Source organism: Acinetobacter sp. RIT698 (assembly GCF_009668065.1).
GTDB classification, from domain to species: domain Bacteria; phylum Pseudomonadota; class Gammaproteobacteria; order Pseudomonadales; family Moraxellaceae; genus Acinetobacter; species Acinetobacter guillouiae.
Map to the genome: position 1 here is coordinate 56,089 of NZ_WJYH01000006.1, position 20,779 is coordinate 76,867.

The following is a 20,779-nucleotide window of genomic DNA, read 5'->3' on the forward strand; positions in this document are numbered from 1 at the left end:
TCATTATCTTGGACATCCCCTCTCCTTTTAGGAGAGGTCAGGGAGAGGTATAAATTTGTTAAGCAAATTGGCGTAAAAAACGCACATCGTTTTGGTAGAACATACGCAAATCATTGATGCCATAACGTAACATTGCGAAACGCTCTACACCAAGACCAAATGCAAAGCCTTTATATTTTTCAGGATCAATACCCGCAGCTTGTAAAACATTTGGATGCACCATACCGCAACCCAAAACTTCTAACCAACGACCACGCTCATCCATAATATCCACCTCAGCACTTGGCTCTGTGAATGGGAAATAAGACGGACGGAAGCGTACTTTTAAATCTTTCTCAAAAAATTCATTTAGCAAATTAATCAACAAACCTTTTAATTCTGCGAAGCTGGTATTTTCAGCAACGTATAAACCTTCGATTTGATGGAACATTGGAGAATGGGTTTGATCTGAATCACAGCGATAAACACGCCCCGGACAAACGATACGAATCGGTGGTTGCGAGTTTTCCATTGTGCGTACTTGTACACCTGAGGTATGGGTACGTAGCAAATGGTTTGCATCAAAGTAAAAAGTATCATGCATCGCACGTGCAGGATGATGTCCTGGAATATTCAATGCTTCAAAGTTGTGATAATCATCTTCAACTTCTGGCCCTGTCGCAACAGTAAAACCCGCTTTGGTAAAGAATTGACAAATACGTTCTTGAACCTGAGTAACGGGATGAATACTTCCTACAGCTTGCCCACGTCCAGGCAAAGTAATATCGATTGTTTCACTTGCTAGCTTTAATTCTAATTCAGCTTTCTGTAATTCAGTTTGGCGTTCAGTCAACGCTGCACTGATCGCTTCACGTACTGCATGAATTGCAGCACCCTGAACTTTACGCTCTTCAGGGTCCATTTTGCCAAGTGCCTTAGATTGTTCCGCAAGCTGGCTTTTTTTCCCTGTAAATTGCACTCGTACTTGGTCGAGTGTAGTCAGGTCTTGAGCTGCTGCAATCGCAGCGAGCGCTTCAGTGGTCAGGGCTTCCAGTGACATAGTAACTCTCAAAGCAATATTTTAGAAAAATAATATAACTCTATATTCTAACAGTTTTTATGCAGTTGAATGAAGTTTCCGCTTTACAAAAAATACGATTAGTCACAACTTATTCTAAATAATTTGTATATTTCCCTGTTTGATTCCTGTTGAAATGCTAGAACTTTGATTTATAAAAAGTATAAAATGGATTTAATGTCGCTGAGATCTATAAAAAATGGCACTCGATCAAATCTGGAAACGTCAACTTACACTCGTCACTTATGGCAATGAGTATCTCACTCAAGGGATCAGTTTTTCTCGTTGGGTCAATCATGCCATTTTTAATCAGCATGCTTTTGGCTTCCGTGATTTAACCAACCAGCACCTACTGGCACAGCATTTTCAGATTTGGCTTGAAGGGCTAAAAAAACAAGGCGTGTATCGACTCAGCTTACATAGCGCGAGCATTTTAAATGATGAACAAAATCCAAATGCCAATGTTGAACTGTTAGCCATTCCCCACTTTATTGTTAGCCATGATCAACAAAAGAAAACCGCATGGATTTTTGGTAAAGAATTAGCGGAATGGTATAGCGCAGACAATGATTACGAAGCGCCTGAGCAGCAACGTCCCAATTTGCGTACCGAGATTTTTTGGCGCTATGATCTCAATACAAAATTGATTAAACGGATTGAACAAGATTTAGTTCAACCGAATTGGGATGATATTCAAATTTATACAGACAATGAATTGTTTGATACCCAATATGCCAAAGGTTTTCCAGAACCTGTCAATAAAGATTTACCTTATTATGGATTAGATGAAACGCTATACACGACCGAGGATTCAAGTCTTAAACTTGCACTGTTACCCACTGATTATCAAGCTGATTACGCACACGAAACCTTCTGTCGTATCGATGCATTAGAGGGTTTTATTTCTGCAAAATTAAAGCATCCCTATGATGAAAATGAGCAAATCATGAGCCCTGAAGAACAAATGAATTTGCGTCATTTCCTGCAAAAAGTTGAAGATTTAAAATCAAAATTTATCGTTAAAGTTGCAAATCATTATAAATCTGCACGCTTAACGCCAAAACAAATTGCCTCGCCCTTTGACACGCATGAAAATATCAAAACCGAGCAGCACCAAGCGTTTAACAGCAAAGCAAATCCTGAGCATAAACCAGGTAAAACAGGTGTTTTTGCATTAATTATTGTGACCATTTTAATCTGCCTTGCGGCTTATTATTTTGGACTATAATGTCTTATCTATTTGATAAAATGAATCTTAAAAAGAAAGCAACATTAAAGTTGCTTTCTTACTTCCATTAAGGCAAAACCCAAAAGATTTAAACCTTGCCATGCGTTTGGATTTGTCGCATTAACATGATCTGCTGCAAGTCCAATCCCCCAAATTTGATCTACAGGCGAGGCTTCAACAATGATTTGATCTGAGGTACTCAGTAGAAATGCTTTAAGATCTCTGTCTTGAGAAAACTTAGCCAAATTACCTTGAACCACAATTTCATAACGATGAGCAATCCAAATCTCATCTTGATAATTTTTGACCAAACGACCTAATGCTTTTATTTTCTTGGGATCATCTGTTTGTAAAATTTTCTGAAAGATATCTTCGTCATTAAATAGTTTGGCTTTCTGAGCCATCATGTATTGTTCTGTACTTTGATAATTGACACCATCAATTTCAAATTTTGCGGGAAACCATTGACTTAATCAGCTCTTATCTATTTTTCCAGAAATCTTTTGACTATGCCCCCAAAAACACAAATAACTATGCTTTTGCCCGTTCTTTACTTGTTCTTGTAAAGTTGTTAAAAATTGAGAGTCACTCATTTTATTTCCCTATGATTAATATCCCACTGATACGATACTTCTGTTATGCCATCACCATAATCAGAAAGAATCTCTTCTCCAAGTACATTTCCCCCTAATTTCTCATAGAAATGACGACTTGGATTTTTATTGATCACGCCCAAGCGAATAAATTGATAATGCTTAGCATGTACATATTGATAAAAGCGCTCAAACATCTCACGACCAATACCTTGTTTTTGAATTTTCTTTAATAAATAAAAAGCTTTAATTTCAGCAACATTATACGAAGTATTTAAATAACCACTTAAAAAACCAACAATTTGACCATCTTGTTCATACACCAATACATGATAATCTTGATGCGAAAAAATCTGTTGCCAAAGCTGTATTCGTTTTTCAATATTTTCGCGCTCTATAATTTCTTGCTTAATCATACCTGTATAGGTTTCATTCCAGCTTTGCACATGTATTTCAGCAATCTGCTGAACATCACCAGAAACAGCTAATCGAATCATATCATCCTCATTTATTGGGATTTACCTCGAAAGCAAACTTTATACCCTTCAAAAAATTAGGTAAAAAACTTTTTTATATTGTTTAATCTTATATGTTTGTATCTATCGCGCGATGTCATGGATATCAGCAACAGGGGAAAGTACTGCACATACCCCACCCAATCCAAGATTTTTATCACTTTGCATGCCAAGTAAAAACACAGCTGTCTGTAGCGTAACTTAAGATATCAGCTACACAAATATATTCAATCAATACAAGGTATAGCAGGATAAGTTAACTTTTAGGGGGGGCTAAATTATAACGCGTCAAATAGACGCTAAAAATTTATCAATATCCTTTCGCGATTTTAAATGGATAAATCGAATATGTGAATATTGAGGATCATTTATCATTGTTATATAATGCTGACGATTTTTTTGATGCGTTTTAATCATCCACCAAATAATCGAATCACGACTAAACATTTTACTAAAACTTTCACGATTATTTGAACTCTCCCAAAGTCTGTGTCTAAAAATAGCACGACGAACAGCTCTCTGTATGGATTGGTAAAGATTGATATAAAAAGGAATATCCAACCAAATTACAGTATCAATATCTTGCCATTTGATCTGCGTAGTTCGCGTATAATTACCATCTATGACAAAACCAGATTTAGCTTGATCTAGTTTGGCCTGAATTTTCTGAAAAAATGCAGTATCGGTAGACTCTTGCCAATCATCCAGCCAGAATAAATCATCCAATTCAATGTAGGTGAGCTTTAATTTTTGAGCTAATCTTATTGAAAATGTTGTTTTTCCTGATGCAGAAGTCCCCACAACATTGATGCGTTTCATAAATTTAAGAACTCTCTAAAAATAAAAAGTAGCCAAATAAGCTACTTTAAATCACGTAACAACCCAATCATCATTCAATCATTTTAGCTGATCTATATCAAAATACGGGTCGTATGCTGAGTATCACTTTATGTTCATTTGCATGCTGATTAATATAGTGCTCAACTGCTGTTACTTCACCTTTAACTTCCGCATCTGCACCATACATCACTTTTAAAACTTCCCCAACTCTGGGTAGTAGTTGCAACTCAACTTCAATTGCACCTTGTTGTAAACCTTCAATCTCAACACGCATACCCACTCCATCATTTTCTATTATTCGTTGTTCTACTCTATGCGAGCTATTTCTAAAACAATAATGCTTTCACGTTGATATTGTGTAATGTGTATGCAAAGTTATTTGAATATTTAAATCATTCGGATGGCCTACTCAATCAGCATAATCCAAATCATCCTCGTCAATATTGATAAAATTTGCTGGTGGTGTAATTTCAAACCTGACGGCTTTAATCGTAAGATGATCGAGTAATTTTGCTTTTGCCGCACGATGCATACCATCCATCACCCTGCCATCAGCAGATAGAATAATTGGATAACTTAGATCTGCCTGTTGCATCAGTTGAAAATGTTCAATCATTTGCTGTGTTGTTGGATGTGTATCTGGAAACCAATACGCTTCATTGAGTTCTTGTATATCGGATAATAGAACTTCATGGATTGGGAAGTCTTGGCTCAGTTCAACCAGATGATGCACATCCCAAATATAAGTGTCTTCACCAACTTGGCGAAAGTGATATTGTTTACGCATAAGACTAGATTCTATAATTTGGTCAATTCAATGCCATAACAAAATAGTTAGAGCAACCATAATGACAGATTTTACTTCAACACAAATTTTACTGATTAGTGCTGTATTCGAACAATCAAACTCAATAGAAACTCATCTCGAAAAGTTCCCGCAAGAGTTTGAAAATAAATTTTTAGGCATAAAAAAGACCGCTATAAAAGCGGTCTTTTTTAATCATCGAAGATGATTAAGCAGCTAATGCGCCTTTAGCTTTTTCAGCTAAAGCAGCAAATGCAACTGAGTCATGCATAGCGATGTCAGCAAGTACGCGACGGTCGATGATCACTTGAGCTTTTTTCAAGCCATCGATCATACGGCTGTACGACAAACCATTTTGACGAGCACCAGCATTGATACGCGCAATCCATAAAGCACGGAATTGACGTTTCTTTTGACGACGGTCACGGTAAGCGTATTGACCTGCTTTAATTACTGCTTGGAACGCTACACGATAAACACGTGAACGCGCGCCATAGTAACCTTTAGCACGAGCAAGAATTTTTTTATGACGGCGATGAGCCTGTACACCACGTTTTACACGAGCCATTTATAATCTCCTTAGATGTATGGGCACATACGACGAACTGAATTCATGTCACTTACGTGAACCATGACACAACCGCGCAATTGACGAATACGTTTAGCAGATTTTTTGGTCAAAATGTGGCGTTTGAACGCTTGTTTACGCTTGAAACCGTTAGCAGTCGCTTTGAAACGCTTAGCTGCACCACGGCGAGTTTTTAACTTAGCCATAACAACCTCTTTAAACACCTGTTCGGTACGTTCGCACCATTGCGACAACGACCTGCAGGTAAGGGAGGCAATATTCTAAATCATCTCTGTACAAAACAAAAGCAAAACATCCAACAATTTCACAATTCTCCAATGTAATTTTCGATGTAAATTTCACCTAGTTTTATAAGAAAAATCAGGATTAAATCTTTATAATCATCACATCATGATAAAACTGGACAGTTATGACCCCTGCACAGGATGCTTTTGCTGCGCTTCGCTATCGAGATTTCTCAATTGTTACCATCAATCAATTTTGTTTAACACTCGCAATTTTAATTCAAGAAATTATTGTTGCCTATTCACTCTATCAAATTACCAAAGATCCACTTACCTTGGGTCTGATTGGACTAGCAGAAGCAATCCCCTTTATTGCGCTGTCGCTTTGGGGCGGTTATTTTGCAGATAAGCTGAATAAACAAACCATAATGAAAGTTTGCTTATTCTTCTCCTTCCCTTTGCCATTGGTGCTTTGGTGGTTATTTCACAGTTATGATCATGGCCAAATTGGTGTTACTACACTGTCTTGGGGGATTTATGCGGTTATTTTTGGTTTGGGTACCATCCGAGGTTTCTACAATCCATCAGCAACCTCATTAAAACCATTTTTAATTCCTCGTGAACTGTATGCCAATGGTGCAACATGGACCACGATTGGATGGCAAAGTGGTGTCATTATTGGCCCAATGCTGGGTGGTTTTATGCTGGCAGGAATCGGTCGTGAAAACAGCTTACTCTCGGTAGCAGTACTTTTATTTATTTGCTTCTGTCTGATTAACTTATTAAAGAAGCGTACTTTTCCAACTATGGAACAAGACAATCTTTGGGACAGTTTAAGTGAAGGTTTTCGCTTTATCTGGAAAACTAAAATTGTACTGTGGGCCATATCTTTAGATTTGGTTTCAGTGCTGTTTGGTGGTGTGATTGCCCTACTGCCAATTTTTGCAGAAGATATTCTAAAAGTTGGACCTGAAGGTTTAGGTTATTTACGTGCGGCCCCCTCTATTGGCGCATTACTCACCATGATCGCTTTAACCAAATTTCCACCTACACATCATGCTTGGCGAAATATGCTGATTGCTGTTGCTGGTTTTGGGGTATTTACCATTATTTTTGCATTCTCAAACAACGTCTGGCTCTCTTTATTTGCTTTGGCTATGACTGGTGCTTGTGACAGTATCTCTGTGGTTGTACGCCAAACCATTTTGCAAGTTTACCCACCTGAAAATATGCGTGGCCGTGTCGCTGCGGTGAATGGGATGTTTGTTTCATCGAGTAATGAATTGGGCGCATTTGAATCTGGGCTGGCTGCAAAATATTTAGGAACAATCACAGCCACTGTATTTGGTGGATGTATAACCTTGGCTGTCGTCGCAATAAGTTGGGTAAAAACCTCTGATTTATTCAAAGTAGACATTACCAAAGGTCAAGAATAATGCCTTTTACAGAATAAAAAACAGTAAAAAAATGCACCTTCGGGTGCATTTTCTATTGCGAGAATACAAAATTCGATAAATACTTTGCGCAATTAAACTACTCTCATGCGTATTAAACCGCATGGATTGCCAAACCTATGAATAAAGCTCTTTTTACCACTTGTTTATTGTGCCTTTCAACCTATAGCTATAGTGCGGATAAACTTCCAACAATAAAGGTCAAAGGGGAGCAATCTGAACAAAATGATCCTCAACATTTGACTACACGTATACAATGGGTCAAATTTCCTCAAATTCACTATCAAATCACTGAATTAAAAGATCAAGATCGTTCAGCAATCATTCGAGTAAAAGCCAATAACGCTGGTGAAGTCACAGAGGCCGATATCCAAGAGAGTACAGGCATCCGTGCATTGGATCAGAAACTTGTAGATGCTGTGGAAAATGCAAAAGTAAAACCCTATTCAAAAAATGGAAAAGCCATTGCTTTAGTCGGTTATCAAACATTTACCTTAACGCTAGAGAATGCAACGGATCATGTTCAGCGCGCTAAGCAATGTACATATAGCTTTAATTCAAAGAATTGGAACAAACAACAACTCGATAAGTCGGTTGCCTTTGTTTATTTAAAACAACCACAACTCGCACTGGATCAATCACTATTAAAAAATAAAGATCGTACAGTAAAGTTTAAATTTAAAGCCAATAAACAAGGCGAAATTACCCAAGTTAAGCTAACTCAACGTTCTGGTATTAATGCACTTGATCAACAGGTACTTACAGCCGTAGAGCATGCATTAATCAATGTAAAACGTTCTTACCGTACTTTATGGATCTATAAACAATCCAGCTTCAATGATACGATTCAATTTAAAATCAATGAATGTAAATAAATTCATCAAGATGCGTCTTTTAAGGTTAAAGATAGTTTAGTGTCTTTAACCTTTTTATTAAAATAATCCGATATACACCAAATAGATAAAAGCATACCGACCACCTTTTGCTATGGTCACAATCAATAGAAAACGCCAAAAGTTCTCTTTCATTAGCCCTGCAATAAGTGTGATTGGATCTCCAATAATTGGGGTCCAGCTTAACAACAAAGACCAAAAGCCATACTTTTGATATATTTTTTCTGCTTTGAGCATATTCTTTTCAGAGACAGGAAACCATTTCTTATCTTTAAACTGCTCGATTTTGAGTCCCAAATACCAATTCACGCATGAACCTAAAACATTGCCAATCGTTGCAACAACAAGCAATAAATATGCAGAATGCTGGGTTTGTACCAGTAATCCAAGCAATACTGCTTCAGACTGTAAAGGTAATAGCGTCGCTGCACCAAATGCGGAAAAAAATAAGAGAAGATAAGCCATAAAGTTAGCTAAAGTTGGGTTTAGGTTTTAAGGTATAAGTCAAGAATGACAGTATAAAGGGAGCCAGAAAAGCCAACCAAAATGAAAGATCTGATTTAAAAAATTTCTGCAACAATGTGAGTTGAGCTTTACCCTCTGAAATCGCTTGCCAATCAATTTTGATATGAATAAAGCCGTAGAATAAAACAATAAAATAAAGCGAAAGCAAAACGAGTAAGATCGTGGTATTCAAAAGACTTTGCTGTAATTTACTTTGAAAAATGCCAAAGACCATAGCAAAAACCAAGCCTGAAACACTCACGATGCTAAAAATAATAAACCAGAAGTAATCATATGCGGAGTGATACTGCAAGATGCTACAAAGCATTGCTGTGATTAGCATCACGGCAAAAGAGATAAGGAAGTGCCAAACAAAGTTTTGCTTCATACTCCCCCCTGTTGAATGTACTACTAACAGTTCAATCACCCTAAATTTAGCATTTTTTTGGTTTTACGATACTGAAAATGTGCCCAAATGATCGCCAATAACATAAAGATAATCCGAGACCATTGATAACGTTGCGCAATCGGGTCGATCACACTTCTAATCAGTGCTGATGCTTGACCATTTAATTGCTCTAAAATATTTTGGATATGCACAATTTCCGCAATATAGAGCATTAAACAACCTGCAATACCGACAATAATACTCCAGTAGATTTTTGGATTCGTTTCTAATATTTTCGTAAAGTTCAAAAAGAAATCTTTCATGACTAGAGCCTACCAACCATCCAAAAATCGATCATTTAAAAATAAAAAACCACATAACGTGGTTTCTCATCTTAACATAAAATATATTTTAAACTTTGATTGATAGCGCTCTTTGTATCGCTGGGCGCGCAGTTAAACGCTCAATATATTCTTTAACATAAGGATAATCATCTAGCTCTATTTGCTGCCACTCATAGCGTAATACCCACGGTAAAATGGCCATATCTGCAATCGAATATTCACCAGCCACATATTTTTGTCCAATGAGCTGCTTATTTAAAACACCATACAAACGTTGAGTTTCAGTAACATAACGATCAATTGCATAAGGAATTTTTTCTTTAGCAAATTTACCAAAATGATGGTTTTGCCCTAACATCGGCCCTAGCCCACCCATTTGCCACATTAACCATTGTTCGACTTCAACACGATCTTGCTCATCGCTTGGATAATACAGTCCTGTTTTACGGCCAAGATATTGCAAGATTGCGCCTGATTCAAACACTGAAATCGGCTCACCATTTGGGCCATCTTGGTCCACAATCGCGGGGATTTTATTGTTCGGTGAGATACGAAGAAAATCGGGCTGGAACTGGTCATTCTCTAAGATATTGATAGGAAAAATCTGATAATCCAAACCCATTTCTTCAAGTGCAATGGTAATTTTATGACCATTGGGAGTACCCCAATAATAGAGATCAATCATATTTCATCCTTCTTCGTTTTCACGTATTTTCTGAATTTTATTGCGTTAATCGTTTACTTTTATAACATGAATTGGCTTGATTCAGTATGCTATAAAAAGAGATTATTCTAATAATCTATTCTAAAATTATGTTATTGCATTTTATTAAATACAGCACGTTCTCATATTATGATATTAATTTCAAATATCTACTTCAGCAATTGCATCTATATATGCTTTAGCCTTCTCCCCCACAAATTTACGACCAGCATTGTTTCCCAATATCCATTCATCTGGATTAAATAAGTCAAATAAACCAACTTTCACTAAGGTGGGGATCGCGAGGATCAGTTCTTGCTCAATCTCTCCACGTACACCTGAGTTATACAGATTGATATTATGCAACATGGTTGCCACTGTACCCGTTTGTACAGCGCTACCATCCTTTAACTTAACCACAGGCAACACCTCACCTGCTTGAATAATTTTTTGGTTAATACTCGATAGCGCATTTGAATTTTGAATAGATGACATATCAACTCCACTCGATTCAGATTAATTTACCCGCATTTTAACGTAAAAAAGCACTGCTTAATGCAGTGCTTTTTTAACAGATGAGTAATTACTTTTTCTTTTTAGGTCCAAGTAACATACCCATTTGACGGCCTTCCATTTTTGGTGCTTGTTCAACAATACCAAACTCTGCTACGTCTGCTTCAATTTTTTGCAATTGTGCAAGACCCAACTGTTGGTGAGCCATTTCACGACCACGGAAACGTAGAGTAATTTTGACTTTGTTGCCTTCTTCAAGAAACTTCAGAATAGCACGCAACTTAACATTGTAATCACCAACGTCTGTACCAGGGCGCAACTTAATTTCTTTCACTTGAACTTGATGCTGTTTCTTTTTCGCATCTTTTTGCTTTTGCTTCAAGTCAAATAAATGTTTGTTGAAATCCATGATTTTACAAACAGGTGGCTCTGCATTCGCCACGATCTCAACAAGATCAAGATCAACTTCTTCAGCAGCACGCAAAGCTTCAGCAAGTGAAACGATGCCTTTTTGCTCTCCATCTGCAGCAACGAGACGCACATCTTTCGCTTTGATCTCATCATTTAATGCAGGACGATTACTTTTAGCACCTTGTTGTTGGTTACGGTCAGGCTGTTTAATCTTTCTTACTCCACAATATACCGGCCGCGTTCGGCTACGGCTGCTTTCACTAGGTCAATAAATGCGTCTATTGACATAGTACCTAAATTTTTTCCAGAGCGAGTACGAACATTCACAGTCCCTTCCTCTACTTCTCGATCTCCAAGTACCAATAGGTATGGAATACGCTCTAGTGTACGCTCACGAATCTTAAAGCCGATTTTCTCATTTCTCAAGTCTGAAATTGCTCGAATTCCATTTTCTTTGAGTTTTGCGACGACTTGCTCACAAGCTTCCGCTTGAGAATCCGTAATATTCATGACACATGTTTGGATTGGAGCCAACCATGGTGGCATAAAGCCTGCGTAGTGTTCAATTAGTATACCAATAAAACGTTCAAAACTGCCAAGAATTGCACGATGTAACATCACAGGATGGTCACGATCGTTATCTTCTGTTACATATGAAGCGTCTAAACGTAACGGTAAGTTAAAATCACACTGGATTGTACCGCACTGCCAGATACGTCCTAAACAGTCTTTTAATGAAAATTCAATCTTCGGACCGTAGAAAGCACCTTCACCAGGTTGTTCTTCCCATTTAAGATTTGCAGCATCTAAAGCATCCGCTAAAGATTTTTCTGCAACATCCCAAAGCTCATCAGCACCCACACGCTTTTCAGGACGTGTAGACAATTTCATTTGAACTTCTTCAAAGCCAAAATCTTTATAAACATCTAAAGTCAGTTTAATAAAGTCTGCAACTTCTTTACCAATTTGTTCAGTTGTACAGAAAATATGTGCATCATCTTGAGTAAAGCCACGTACACGCATAATCCCGTGTAACGAACCTGATGGCTCATTACGGTGGCATGAACCAAACTCTGCCAAACGAATTGGAAGATCACGGTAAGATTTTAAACCTTGGTTAAACACTTGAACGTGACATGGGCAGTTCATTGGTTTTACTGCATAGTTACGACTTTCTGAATGGGTCGTAAACATATTTTCTGCATAGTTGGCAGCATGACCCGATTTTTCCCACAAAGTGAAGTCTACAATTTGTGGTGTTTTAATCTCTTGGTAGCCATTGTCCTGTTGAACTTTACGCATGTATTGTTCAAGCACTTGGTAGATCGTCCAACCATTGGCATGCCAAAACACCATACCTGGTGCTTCTTCTTGCATATGGAACAAATCTAAAGCTTTACCAATTTTACGATGGTCACGCTTTTCAGCTTCTTCAATACGCTTGATATATGCTGCTAATTCTTTTTTGTCTGCCCAAGCAGTACCATAAATACGCTGTAATTGTTCATTCTTGGCATCACCGCGCCAGTAAGCGCCAGAGATTTTAGTCAATTTGAATGACTTTAAAAATTTAGTATTCGGTACGTGTGGACCACGACACATATCTAAATAATCTTGATGATAGTACAAGCCCATTTGAGTTTCTTCAGGCATGTCAGCAATCAAACGTAACTTATAATCTTCACCACGTGCAGTGAACTCAGCAATCACATCATCACGAGGTGTCATTTTTTTAATGACATCATAATCTTGATCGATAAGCTTTTTCATGCGCGCTTCGATTGCAGCCATATCATCTAAAGTAAATGGACGAGGCATCCAGATGTCATAGTAGAAACCTTCTTCAATGACAGGGCCAATCACCATTTTTGCTTCAGGGAAGAGTTGTTTTACCGCATGACCCACCAAGTGTGCACAAGAGTGACGAATAATTTCTACACCGTCTTGATCTTTTGGAGTGATGATTTGTAAGGTTGAGTCTTCGGTAATTAAATCACTTGCATCGACTAAGCGACCATTTACTTTCCCAGCAACTGTATTTTTAGCCAGTCCAGGTCCAATACTTTGAGCAACTTCCATAACGGAAACAGCTTGATCAAAACTTTTTTGATCGCCATTTGGCAATGTGATAATAGGCATATTTAAAAATCCTTAAGGAGTGATGCCCCGTACAATGGAGCATGTCACCGCGAGATTATGATCGAGGAAGATCCTCAAGATAAAATCGGTGGAACAAAATAAAAGTGTGTCGAATTTTACACCTTTACAGCATATTTATAAACCTTTGTCTTAAAATTATTCTTTATTCTGATTTAAATTGTACTTTTGATTATCCATCAACTTCCTCTTTTTGGCGCATTACTCTCTAAAGGTTTCCCATGCTTCAAAATCTCGATTTTTATAACAATATAATTTATGAAATTGAGGAATAATCGCTTCGCTTTGTGTGGGTCTTAAAAATGCAAAATCATCAACGGCTATTTCAGTGTTTTTAGGCACATTAACCATTTCCTGATTGGTACTCCGCCCATAAAGTGCATGCGGATGAATCCCTCGCGGATAAACATAATGCGCCATCCAATATCCACCATAAACAAATAAAGCTTTAGAGCTATGGGGTAATTTATCTAAAACTTCTAATCCAGGTAACTGGGTAAATGGCAGCACTTTTAAAACAGGGGTTGAAATCCATAGCGCAGCTTGTAAAACACTTAAACCATCACTGTCAAAGTCACTTGGTTTAAGCAACATCGAACCAAAAGAAAGATCATTACACACACTTTGCTCCACGTGGAGGTAAAATGTAGGACTACCACCACCATTAAAACAAAGATCAGCTCGCCATAAATGTGGAAATTGCTGTTGAATAATATTTTTATAATTTTGATAAATGTCTTGTGACTCTCGATACGCGACATCAATCTTTTTAATCACTGAAGGCAGCTTCGTCACATGGGCATCATAGCCCATCAAGCCAGCAAGTACTAAATGCTCAGGATTTTGTTCAATCAATCTTAATATTTCGATGAGTGCAAAATCGGAACGAACACCACCGCGATGCAAACCCACATCAATTTCAATATTGATTTTAAGCTTTAAACTAAACTGTTTTGCGACCTCAAGGTACTGTAATAAACGTGCTTTAGAATCAATTAACCATTGTATATCAGCTTGTCTGCAATTTTGATTCATCGCATAAAAATGCTGAACCGTACTTACAGGCATCGGTTTCCCAAACAACACATCTACATCCAAAAAGTTCTCAAGGATTGGCAAAAGCTGTGGCATATGAAACACCATAAACCGTTGAGTCGAAAGCTTTAGACTAATGGTTTTTAATAATGCTAAGCATGCCAAAGACTTTACCACGATACGTGGTTGCAAATGGCTTCCATATTTAAGCTTTTTGGCAACGTACTGTAGATTTTGTTCAAGCGCCTGATCATCAACAATTAATCGAGGTAATGCACCATTTGACTGTTTTAAATCACGATTTAATTGCTCAAAAAAGTTGTTCATAGTCTACCTTTATGGTCTATTTTAATTTTACCCATTCACTCAACTTTACCCATTAATCAGATAAGAATAACTTTTCTAAATAAGGGTTTAAAAACTTTCTGCTTGGATCAAGTCTTTCTCTCAACTGCATAAACGCATCCCACTTAGGGTATCGGGTTTTAAGTTGTGTTGCTGCCATACTATGCATTTTCCCCCAATGTGGTCTCCCTTGATAATGTTGCAAAATCGACTCAACTTCATCAAATAATTGTCTAGGTGCTTGCTTATAATATTGGTGTACTGAGATGGAAATAGAGTCCCGCTGATAAAACGGACTCAACCAAATATCATCACCTTTGACAAATCGAAACTCCACAGGGAAAAAGGTTTGTGCTTTTGAGTTTTTTAGCGCAGCTAGAACAGCTTGCAAACATTCCACACCCAATTCAACTGGAATCTGATATTCCATTTCATTAAATTTTGTTTCACGCGGTGTCGGGAAAATCTTGCCTGACCAATCAACAAATGTGCTTGGCTTAATAAAAACGCCTAAGAGCTTTTGTAGTTTTGGATTCAATGCCGGAAAAGATTTGGTTAACTCGCAACATAAGGTTAATAACGTATCCTCAGATGGCCATGATTCAGTGCGTGGTTGAATCTCATCTTCAGTAATATCTAAGGTTTTTAAAATCAATTTATCTGCATGCGAAAATGCAAAACACTCGATATGCCGATGTTGTGCTTTCCATTGGTCAATATTTTGAATAAAGTCTTTGACCGCACACAGTCTAACTTGCTCTTTAAGTTTATAGCGTGGTTTATTCTGCATGGTGATTTTAGTCAAAACCCCTAAGCTCCCTAAAGACACTCGCCCTGCTACAAAAATATCTGGATTTTCATGGCGATTACAATGAAGAATTTCTCCTGATGCTGTGAGTAATTCAAATGCTTGTACATAACCTGAAATACAATGTAAGCCCACACCCGTACCATGTGTTCCCGTTGAAACAGCACCAGCTAAACTTTGCTGGTCAATATCACCCTGTTGCATTAAAGACTGCTGCATCGGTTCTAAATATTGCCCTAAATTAAATAATCGTGTTCCTGCCCAAATACTGGCTTGAGCAAATTCAGTATTGACTTGATCCACACCAGAAAGACAATCCAAAGACAGCAGTGTTGCATCGGTAGCCACCAAAGGTGTAAATGAATGCCCTGCTCCTACCACCCGAATCTTTGCTTGGGTTTGGACAATGTATTTTAACTCATCAAGACTTTCAGGCTTTAAAATCTGCTCAGGGTGAGACTGTTGATAGCCCGACCAATTGTTCCATTTTTGCTGATTTAATTTGTGCTTGTTCGGTGCTTGATTAATCAATTGATTCATAATGCTCATCCTTTAGCGTACAGCAGTTTTTAAATTGCCATGATTTGTTCTTTTTTCTATTTCGTGTGGTGGAATCGCTACGGGCCATGTGATTTGGTCATATTCGCGTTGAGATTTATCTAGATTCAGTTGCGTTGCCAATTGCTGAAATTTGTACTGAATTGCCGCATGTGTCCATTGACCATATAAGGTATGCGCACCCTCATAAGCTTGTTGCTGATATTCTTCATTGGTGGTGATATAGCCCATATAATCATTGCAATAAGACACTAAACCAACCTTTGAAATACCATGATGCTTTGAGAACTGTTTTGCCACAGTCTGAATCACACGTTGCCCTGCTGTTGTGGTAATTTCTCCGGGACAACAAATTAAAGCCAATTGACCAATTTGGATAATCTGTAGCGGAATAACACTTGGAACCAGTGGGCTGTCTTGAATGGCACCTGCTTTAACTTGGCGATTCATTTCTGCAATTAAAGGATCAAAAATGCTTGGTGAAAAATCTAAACCTTTACCCAGCAACTGATTATCCGGACTTTCTAAAACAATCTCTTTCGGGAATTGTGAGTCATAGAGTGCTTTATATTTGCTGTACTGTAGAGAATTCGAGTTTGCTAAACGTTGCTTACGTACTCGTTTAGCAAGTAAAGACATCACTTTAAGAATCGCTGTAGGTGTCCCCTTACCATCTATAGGTGTTCCCCCGAAGAAGCCAACACCATGACAAGCTGCACTGGTTTTAGCGCCTTGGATCCCCTGACTAAATTCACTTGGCACATTGACTTGACTCAGATCTACATAAGATAAAACAGCATCGATACTGCCTTGGAGTAAACATGCTTCCATCACATTGTTAGTGTTTTTTTCAAGCGGTGTAGTCAGTGCTTTAATCGCAATTTCACTTTGATAACGCCCATTTTGCTCAGCATATTGATATTCTTTTTCGCCCTTAATTTTATTGCGAATCGCATCTTGTTTGGGGCCATGAAAATTTGGAGAGACATCTCCTGCCGTTGCTTGTGCGAAAATTGCAACAGGGTTTGGAATACCTTGTGTTAATAGATAATGTTCACTTAACGCAGCAGCATAACCTTTATTGTCGCCATCATGGGCTTTGAGTTGACTACTCAAACAGGTTGCATGCACTCCAAATAATGAAATCAATGAACATAATTGATCATCACGGTAAAAACCGATTAATTGCATTTCACGATTTAAGGCGAGATGGGTTTCTGCTTCGGCTCTTTGAATCACATCGGGGTTACGATTATATGCCTGCAATGATCGATTCCATGCCACTGGAATATCATCAGGAAATTGGCAACTTTGATAACGAAGTTCAGTTTCTTTTTCAGTGTCTAAGGCATTGGAAATACTGAGCATGACCGCCTTTACTACAGCTTCGACATGCTCTGGAACAAAACCTGGGGTCGGCATATTGTATAAAGCTTCATAAGCACAACCGCCAGGGCCAGAATGAGTATGGGTTGCCATCAAGACCAAGTGCTGTTCATTAAATTGCTCAGCTAGTTGTTGTTTTAAGCGCTCAACAACACCACTACGGATCGCATAAGTAATACAACCAAAATCCAGACAACAAAAAATAATGGGTTGTTCTAAAGCTAAACGACGGATAGTGAATGTACGAGCAAACAATGCTGTACGTTTTTGATAAGCACGATGCGACCACATACCATAACCAAACATGGCATAACCTTGTGGCTGAATGTTTATTTCTTGTTTATCCCAACCCACCATAAACATATGCAGTCATCCTTTATCTTTTTTATATCAGCGAACACGAGAAGTAGATTGAATCTTAATCAAAAATATGCGATACCAACTAGGGTAAAAGCAACAATAATATGGGGGGCGAAGCGGACTTTATGAGCTTGCAGCAAAAGGAAATTGCCAATACTCAATTTTATATTCCACCAATGATACTGACGAGTTTGGTTCATTATGCAGAACAACAACACTGGCAATATGACAATTGGTTCGCAGCACAAAATTTAGACTTGGAACAAATTCGCCAAGGGCATGGTTTTGTTGCTTTTTCAGAACTCTGTGAGGTTATTCATCTCGCAGTTAAAGATACCCAGCAACAAAATTTAGGCTTATTGCTGGGCAGTAGTGAAGGTCAGATTTCAATTGGTATTTTGGGCTTTGCCATGCAAGCCTGTAAAACGGTGGCTGAAGCATTGGAGACCGCACTGCACTATCATCCCATTTCAGGCAGTGTCTTAGATTTAACCGTCAATCTTGTTGATGATTATTGTGAAATTGAACTTTCTGAGCGAAGTAACTGTGGTGAGCTAAAAGCCTTTTTCTGTGATGAAGTTTTTGCCAGTATTATTACCTGTGTCAATATGATGCTAGACCATAGCTATGAGTTAATCAGCTTAGAACTGAGCTATGATCATTCAGCATATATCAATGATTATCAAAGAATTTTCAATTGTCCAATTTATTTTAAAACGGCTAAAAATGTCATCCGATTTAACAAAACACTCTTGTCGAGAAGCCTCAAAAACTATAGTCCTGTCAATTATCAAAGTGCAATTCTGATTTGTGATCAAGCTTTAAAACAATTTGATCAAATGAATCAACACAGTTTGGCAAAAGTGTTAGCACATTTGGTTGAAAGCCATCTACCTGAACGCTTTGATATGCAGCAAGCAGCGCAATATTTTCATTTTAGCGAACGCCATTTACGGCGTTTACTACTCAATGAAGGACTAAATTTTCAGTTATTAAAGCAACAGGTGTTAGAAAAAAAAGCCAAACAGTGGATTGAAGAAAATCAATCGATGAGTGAAATCAGTTTCAATCTTGGTTTTAGTGAGTTAAGGGAATTTCGTCGTGCGTTTAAAAAATGGACTGGATCTTCGCCAACGGAATACAAAAAAGCGAAACTGTTGGGTTCAGTTATTCGTATTTGAATGACGTAGTTTTAAATAAGATTCTGCATAAAATCAGGGTTAATACTTATATTAAGCTTACAAAATATTAATTTAATTCAATAAATTAAATATTCCAAAAAATATTTAAATAAGGGTAAAGATGTCTAACGATGCATATTTAGCGGGAGTACTCGACTAAAGCCTAAATGAATTCTGACAGGCTTATGCATATCTTTTAAACACGGAAATTAGAACAAATATAGATGGAGCTAAACATGGTCAGTGCCTATGATCAATTACCACGAACACCTGCAAACTTTGTAGCATTATCACCTTTACGTTACCTAGAGCGTGCAGCCTACATTTATCCAAATCAAGATGCGATTGTACATGGTGCTCGTCATATCTCTTGGCGTGACACCTATACCCGTTGTCGTCAATTTGCCCATCAATTACAAAATCTGGGGATTCAAAAAAACGATACCGTTTCTGTTCTTTTACCCAATATCCCTGCGATGGTCGAAGCGCATTTTGCAGTCCCTATGGCTGATGCTGTTTTAAATACGCTGAATACTCGTTTAGATGCCAAAACCATTGCGTTTATGTTAGAGCATGCTGAAACCAAAGTTCTTTTGGTTGACCCTGAGTTTGCGGCTTTGGCTAAAGAAGCTGTAGCGCTTATTGCTCAACAAATCTATATCATTGATGTTGCAGATGAGGAATACGAAAACAATGATGCTACAGCACGTATTGGTCAAATTGAATATGAGGAATGGCTAAAAGGCGGCGATGTAGATTTTGAGTGGCATTTACCTCAGGATGAATGGGATGCGATTAGTCTAAATTATACCTCTGGCACTACAGGCAATCCGAAAGGTGTGGTTTATCACCATCGTGGTGCTTATATCAATGCAGCCAGTAATATCATCGCCTGTGGTATGACGCCACGTTGTAAATATTTATGGACACTTCCGCTATTCCATTGCAATGGTTGGTGTTTTGCTTGGACTGTTGCAGCCAACGGCGGTACCAATATCTGCTTACGTAAAATTGATCCTGAGTTAGTTTATCAACTCATTGATCAATACAAAGTTGACTATTTCTGTGGTGCACCGATTGTCTTATCGATGTTGATCAACACCCCGAAAGAACAACAAATTAAATTTGAACATCATGTAGAAGTAATGGTGGCTGGTGCTGCACCGCCTGCGGCAATTATTGAAGGAATGCATCATATCGGTATTCAAGTCAATCATGTCTATGGTCTCACTGAAACTTATGGCCCTTCTGCATTATGTGCATCTCAAGCAGGTTGGAGTGACCTATCCATTCAAGAGCAAGCACAATTACATTCGCGCCAAGGTGTCCCCTATCCATTACAAGATGGTATGCGTGTGTTGGATGCTGAAACGATGCAACCTGTACCTAATGACGGCAAGACCATGGGAGAAATTATGTTCCGTGGCAACATTGTCATGAAAGGTTATTTAAAAAATACCAAAGCCACAGAAGAAGCCTTTAAAGGTGGCTGGTTTCATACTGGTGATTTAGCGGTTTGCCAGCCCGATGGTTATGCAAAAATTATGGATCGTTCAAAAGACATCATTATTTCAGGTGGTGAAAATATCTCATCTTTAGAAGTTGAAGAGGTTCTTTATACTCACCCCGCAATTATGACTGCGGCAGTGGTTGCGCAACCCGATTCGCGTTGGCAAGAAGTTCCTTGTGCCTTTATTGAACTTAAACAAGGTGCAGAAACCACACCTGAAGAGGTGATTGAATTCTGCAAACAGCATTTGGCACGCTTTAAAGTCCCTAAAAGTGTAGTGATTTGTGAGATTCCAAAAACATCGACAGGTAAATTGCAAAAATTTATCTTACGTGACTGGGCAAAAGAGCGCTCAGTGGGCGAGTTTAATTAGCCTAC

The 20,779-nt window shown here is 38.1% G+C and carries 22 protein-coding genes and 1 pseudogene; 5 read left to right on the plus strand and 18 right to left on the minus strand.

Annotated elements, in window-relative coordinates; translation table 11 throughout:
* Window positions 1-58 precede the first annotated feature (58 nt).
* Window positions 59-1,039: a phenylalanine--tRNA ligase subunit alpha gene (pheS, locus tag GJV03_RS04330; RefSeq protein WP_004723046.1), complete on the minus strand. Its 981-nt coding sequence runs from the start codon at window positions 1,037-1,039 to the stop codon at window positions 59-61.
* A 217-nt stretch (window positions 1,040-1,256) separates the two neighbouring features.
* On the opposite strand from pheS, the gene GJV03_RS04335 reads away from it, so the two are divergent.
* Entirely contained in the window at window positions 1,257-2,285 is a 1,029-nt protein-coding gene (locus tag GJV03_RS04335) for a hypothetical protein (RefSeq protein ID WP_154129548.1), read from the plus strand.
* A 44-nt stretch (window positions 2,286-2,329) separates the two neighbouring features.
* Here the strand turns inward: GJV03_RS04335 and GJV03_RS04340 are convergent.
* The 7 genes and pseudogenes from GJV03_RS04340 to rpmI all read right to left on the minus strand — a co-directional run bounded on the left by GJV03_RS04340 (window position 2,330) and on the right by rpmI (window position 5,812).
* A pseudogene (locus GJV03_RS04340) lies at window positions 2,330-2,878 on the minus strand (NADAR family protein).
* Window positions 2,875-3,375 carry a GNAT family N-acetyltransferase gene (locus tag GJV03_RS04345; RefSeq protein WP_004723051.1) on the minus strand — a complete coding sequence of 167 codons (501 nt, stop codon included), beginning with the start codon at window positions 3,373-3,375 and terminating at the stop codon, window positions 2,875-2,877. Before GJV03_RS04345 ends, GJV03_RS04340 begins: the two are co-directional and overlap by 4 nt.
* Before the next feature lie 306 nt (window positions 3,376-3,681).
* Window positions 3,682-4,212 (minus strand): adenylate kinase, encoded by a 531-nt coding sequence (locus GJV03_RS04350; protein WP_154129549.1) that lies wholly within the window; start codon window positions 4,210-4,212, stop codon window positions 3,682-3,684.
* Window positions 4,213-4,309: 97 nt separating this feature from the next.
* A complete protein-coding gene (locus tag GJV03_RS04355) occupies window positions 4,310-4,507 on the minus strand; it encodes a hypothetical protein (RefSeq protein ID WP_004723056.1) in 198 nt (65 codons plus the stop codon).
* Window positions 4,508-4,642: 135 nt separating this feature from the next.
* Window positions 4,643-5,020 carry a hypothetical protein gene (locus tag GJV03_RS04360; RefSeq protein WP_004723059.1) on the minus strand — a complete coding sequence of 126 codons (378 nt, stop codon included), beginning with the start codon at window positions 5,018-5,020 and terminating at the stop codon, window positions 4,643-4,645.
* Between the two features lie 226 nt (window positions 5,021-5,246).
* A complete protein-coding gene (rplT, locus tag GJV03_RS04365; protein WP_004723060.1) occupies window positions 5,247-5,606 on the minus strand; it encodes a 50S ribosomal protein L20 in 360 nt (119 codons plus the stop codon).
* Window positions 5,607-5,617: 11 nt separating this feature from the next.
* Window positions 5,618-5,812, minus strand: a complete 195-nt coding sequence (rpmI, locus tag GJV03_RS04370) for a 50S ribosomal protein L35 (RefSeq protein WP_002054552.1) — start codon at window positions 5,810-5,812, stop codon at window positions 5,618-5,620.
* 224 nt (window positions 5,813-6,036) lie between these two features.
* Here rpmI and GJV03_RS04375 point away from each other — a divergent pair, with 224 nt between their 5' ends.
* Window positions 6,037-7,287 carry an MFS transporter gene (locus GJV03_RS04375; protein WP_154129550.1) on the plus strand — a complete coding sequence of 417 codons (1,251 nt, stop codon included), beginning with the start codon at window positions 6,037-6,039 and terminating at the stop codon, window positions 7,285-7,287.
* 137 nt (window positions 7,288-7,424) lie between these two features.
* Window positions 7,425-8,180 (plus strand): energy transducer TonB, encoded by a 756-nt coding sequence (locus GJV03_RS04380; RefSeq protein WP_154129551.1) that lies wholly within the window; start codon window positions 7,425-7,427, stop codon window positions 8,178-8,180.
* Window positions 8,181-8,237: 57 nt separating this feature from the next.
* Here GJV03_RS04380 and GJV03_RS04385 read toward each other — a convergent pair whose 3' ends face one another.
* The 10 genes from GJV03_RS04385 to GJV03_RS04430 form a co-directional block, all read right to left on the minus strand.
* A complete protein-coding gene (locus GJV03_RS04385) occupies window positions 8,238-8,663 on the minus strand; it encodes a YqaA family protein (protein ID WP_096733182.1) in 426 nt (141 codons plus the stop codon).
* Window positions 8,664-8,667: 4 nt separating this feature from the next.
* Window positions 8,668-9,090: a hypothetical protein gene (locus GJV03_RS04390; protein ID WP_105713310.1), complete on the minus strand. Its 423-nt coding sequence runs from the start codon at window positions 9,088-9,090 to the stop codon at window positions 8,668-8,670.
* A 35-nt stretch (window positions 9,091-9,125) separates the two neighbouring features.
* Window positions 9,126-9,413, minus strand: a complete 288-nt coding sequence (locus GJV03_RS04395; RefSeq protein WP_004723070.1) for a hypothetical protein — start codon at window positions 9,411-9,413, stop codon at window positions 9,126-9,128.
* A gap of 88 nt (window positions 9,414-9,501) precedes the next feature.
* The gene (locus GJV03_RS04400; protein ID WP_004723071.1) at window positions 9,502-10,119 is read right to left on the minus strand and encodes a glutathione S-transferase N-terminal domain-containing protein; all 618 of its coding nucleotides are present in this window, start codon (window positions 10,117-10,119) and stop codon (window positions 9,502-9,504) included.
* 180 nt (window positions 10,120-10,299) lie between these two features.
* Window positions 10,300-10,632: a hypothetical protein gene (locus tag GJV03_RS04405; RefSeq protein ID WP_004723073.1), complete on the minus strand. Its 333-nt coding sequence runs from the start codon at window positions 10,630-10,632 to the stop codon at window positions 10,300-10,302.
* Between the two features lie 88 nt (window positions 10,633-10,720).
* Complete coding sequence (infC, locus tag GJV03_RS04410) at window positions 10,721-11,272, minus strand: translation initiation factor IF-3 (protein ID WP_081401514.1); 552 nt, start codon at window positions 11,270-11,272, stop codon at window positions 10,721-10,723.
* Between the two features lie 5 nt (window positions 11,273-11,277).
* Window positions 11,278-13,200 (minus strand): threonine--tRNA ligase, encoded by a 1,923-nt coding sequence (gene thrS, locus GJV03_RS04415; protein WP_004723075.1) that lies wholly within the window; start codon window positions 13,198-13,200, stop codon window positions 11,278-11,280.
* Window positions 13,201-13,419: 219 nt separating this feature from the next.
* Window positions 13,420-14,580: an alanine racemase gene (locus tag GJV03_RS04420; protein WP_154129552.1), complete on the minus strand. Its 1,161-nt coding sequence runs from the start codon at window positions 14,578-14,580 to the stop codon at window positions 13,420-13,422.
* A gap of 52 nt (window positions 14,581-14,632) precedes the next feature.
* The gene (locus tag GJV03_RS04425; RefSeq protein WP_154129553.1) at window positions 14,633-15,946 is read right to left on the minus strand and encodes a D-arabinono-1,4-lactone oxidase; all 1,314 of its coding nucleotides are present in this window, start codon (window positions 15,944-15,946) and stop codon (window positions 14,633-14,635) included.
* Window positions 15,947-15,958: 12 nt separating this feature from the next.
* Window positions 15,959-17,713 carry a neutral/alkaline non-lysosomal ceramidase N-terminal domain-containing protein gene (locus GJV03_RS04430; protein ID WP_154129554.1) on the minus strand — a complete coding sequence of 585 codons (1,755 nt, stop codon included), beginning with the start codon at window positions 17,711-17,713 and terminating at the stop codon, window positions 15,959-15,961.
* A gap of 122 nt (window positions 17,714-17,835) precedes the next feature.
* On the opposite strand from GJV03_RS04430, the gene GJV03_RS04435 reads away from it, so the two are divergent.
* Both GJV03_RS04435 and GJV03_RS04440 read left to right on the plus strand, forming a co-directional pair.
* Window positions 17,836-18,891: an AraC family transcriptional regulator gene (locus GJV03_RS04435; RefSeq protein WP_171501832.1), complete on the plus strand. Its 1,056-nt coding sequence runs from the start codon at window positions 17,836-17,838 to the stop codon at window positions 18,889-18,891.
* Between the two features lie 236 nt (window positions 18,892-19,127).
* A complete protein-coding gene (locus GJV03_RS04440) occupies window positions 19,128-20,774 on the plus strand; it encodes an acyl-CoA synthetase (RefSeq protein WP_154129556.1) in 1,647 nt (548 codons plus the stop codon).
* Window positions 20,775-20,779: the final 5 nt, after the last annotated feature.